This window comes from Cellulomonas septica (assembly GCF_012396155.1).
Lineage (GTDB): Bacteria > Actinomycetota > Actinomycetes > Actinomycetales > Cellulomonadaceae > Cellulomonas > Cellulomonas septica.
The window spans coordinates 1-2708 of sequence record NZ_JAAXOY010000498.1; the positions used below are offsets into that span (position 1 = coordinate 1).

Sequence of the window (2708 nt, forward strand, 5' to 3'; positions counted from 1 at the left end):
GGTCGGCCATGACGCGCTCGGCGTTCGCGGCGGCGGCCGTCTCGTACCGGTCGCCCGGGTCGGAGACGCTGATGCCGCTCCCCGTCGGGGTGCCGTCGACGGGTCCGCTGCGCTGCTGGACGACGTGCGTCAGCTCGTGCGCGAGCGTCGTGCGGCCCGCCGTGGACGTCGGGTCGTACGCGTCGCGCTGGAACACGATGTCCGAGCCGACGGTGTACGCGTGCGCGCCCACCGAGCGGGCCGAGTCGGACGCCGCGCCGTCGGTGTGGACGCGGACGTCCCCGAAGTCGGCACCGAGCCGGCCCTCCATGTCCGCGCGCGTGTCCGCGTCGAGCGGGCGGCCGCCGCCGGACCCGACGACGTCGAGCACGGGCGAGCGCTCCTCCTCGACCAGGCCCGCCGTCGACGCGTTCCCCGCGGTCCGCTGCAGGTACGTGAGCCCGCTCGCGTCGAGCCGGTCCGGGCGTCCCTCCGCGAGCGCGCGCGCGACGACCGGGGCGGTGTCGCGCTCGTCGGCGCGGGCGGCCTTGGGCCGCAGCGTCTCGGTGCCCTCCAGGTGGTCGTGGCTGTGCATCGTCGGCCCCTCTCGACGCAGGTCCTCCTCGACCCGCTCGACGCTGCCACCGCACGCCGGGGCCCGGGAGGAGCGCCCGGTCCACCCCGTCGGGCACTCCCCGACGCCCGATCGGGCACCGGGCGGCGGGTCAGGTGGCGGTGCAGGTGAGGGTCGGGGTCGCGCCGCTGCTGCCCGGGGTCGTGCCGAGGTAGCCGAAGGTGGTCGACGCGTGCGCGGCGAGGGTGCCGTTCCACGCGACGTCGCGGGCCGTCGTCGTCTGACCGGCGGTGGTGACCGTGGCGTTCCACGCCTGGCTGAGCCCGTGGCCGGCCGGGTGCGTGAGGGTGACGGTCCAGCCGCGCGTGCCCGCGGTGCCGGCGGTGACGCGGACGTCGGCCTGGTAGCCGCCCTGCCAGCGGTTCACGACGGTCAACGTGGCGGTGCAGCCCGCCGTCACGGTCGGGGTCGGGGTGGGCGTCACGGTCGGGGTGGGTGTCACCGTCGGCGTGGGGGTGACGGTGGGTGTCACGGTCGGGGTGGGCGTCGGGGTAGGCGTCGCGACCGGCCCGCCCCACGCGGCGGTCGAGTCGAGCCACGCGGCACGGCGCTGCAGCCACGAGCGCAGGTCCTGGACCTGCCCCTGCCAGGTCCCGGTCGTGGTGGTCGTGAAGGGCCCGATCATCGACGTCGTGAGGTTGGGGTAGCGCTGGAAGTTGCGCCCCGCCGCGGCGGTGAGCGGTGCGGTGAGCGACGCGATGCGCGCGTCGAGCTGCGCGTCGGACAGCACCCCGCGCCGCAGCTCCTGCCAGCGCGCCTTGACGCGGTCGGCGAACGCGCGGTCCTTCATCAGCACGGCGAACCAGTCGGGACCGGTGGGCTGCCGGGTCTGCTGGTACTGCCACCCGGTCGTCTGCTCGTTCTGGAACCAGCCGCCGACGCCGAAGGTCAGGTCGTAGTCCCACAGCGGCCCGGCGGTGAGCTTCCCGCCGCGGTCCTTGTAGAGGTACTGGCTGCGCAGGTACGAGTCCATCTCGCGGCTGAGCTCGTTGACGATCACCTGGTCGACGAACGAGTCGACGTCGACGTACGCCGGGTAACCGGTCTGCGGGTTCGCCGGGTCGGGGCCGTGCAGGGCGTCGTGGAACCGCTGGACGTACCCGGTGATGTAGGCGAGCTGCTGCGGCGCGAGCTCGTCCGGGTCGTGCGCCTCGAGGTCCCGCCAGCACGTCGCGGCCGCGCCGGTGCACGGGAGCGTCGTGCCCGCGGACGCGAGCCACTCGAGCTTGAGGATGTAGCCGCCCTCGACCTTCGGCGGCTCGACGTCCGTCGGGTCGAGGTCCTTGAGGTCCAGCCGGTTCTTCTGGTTCTTGATCGTCTCCATGACCATGTAGACGCCGCGGTAGTCGTTCGCCGCGACGGGCTGCGCGTCCTCGTTCACGTACAGCTCGACGAACCGGTAGCGCGGCGCCGCGAGCCCCATCGCCCGGCCGAGGTCGAGGACGAGCGCGTTGCGGATCAGCGACTTGTCGCTGAACGGCCCGCGCAGCACCCAGTCGGACTCGGCGGGCATGCCGAGCAGCGGCAGGTCGAGGTCGTCGTCGGCGTTGTCGCGCAGCTCGAGCCGGTAGGGGAGCTTGTCGAACATGCGGCTCGACTGGCCGCGCAGGTGGTAGCCGGCGCGCGTCGCGAGCGTCGGCGTCCCGGCGAGCGTGGTCGTGCCGCCGGCGCCGGGCGTGAGCTCGAGCAGCGCGGTGCTCCGGTAGTCGTCGCCGACGGCTCCGCCGCCGTAGGAGTCGAGCACGACGACGGGCAGGTCGTGCGCGGTCGTGACGGCGACGGCGACGTACTGCGCCGATCCCGGTGCCCCCGTCGGGGTGCCGCCGGTGAACGCCTGCGCCCGCACCTCGGTGCTGCGCGTGAGCGTCAGCGGTCCGGTCGCGACGGGCGACGACGCGGTCGGCGCACGGCCGTCGGTCGTGTACCGGACCTGCGCGCCGGCCACCGTCGTCCCGAGGGTCACCGACAGGCTGCCCGTGAACGTGCGGCTGGGCTGCGAGAACGTCACGTCGCCCGTGAGCCCGGCGTCGACGGCGGTGCCGACCGGCCCGACGGCGGGGACCGGTGCGGCGGCAGCCACCGGTGCGGCGGCGGG

The 2708-nt window shown here is 74.7% G+C and carries 2 protein-coding genes; both read right to left on the bottom strand.

The genetic code is table 11. From position 1 onward, the window contains the following. Positions 1–574: eCIS core domain-containing protein (locus tag HGA02_RS15655; protein WP_168680001.1), on the bottom strand; the 574-nt coding region annotated here is incomplete at its 3' end. 130 nt (positions 575–704) lie between these two features. Next, positions 705–2708 (bottom strand): CotH kinase family protein (locus tag HGA02_RS15660; protein ID WP_168680003.1); only part of this gene is annotated, 2004 nt, incomplete at its 5' end.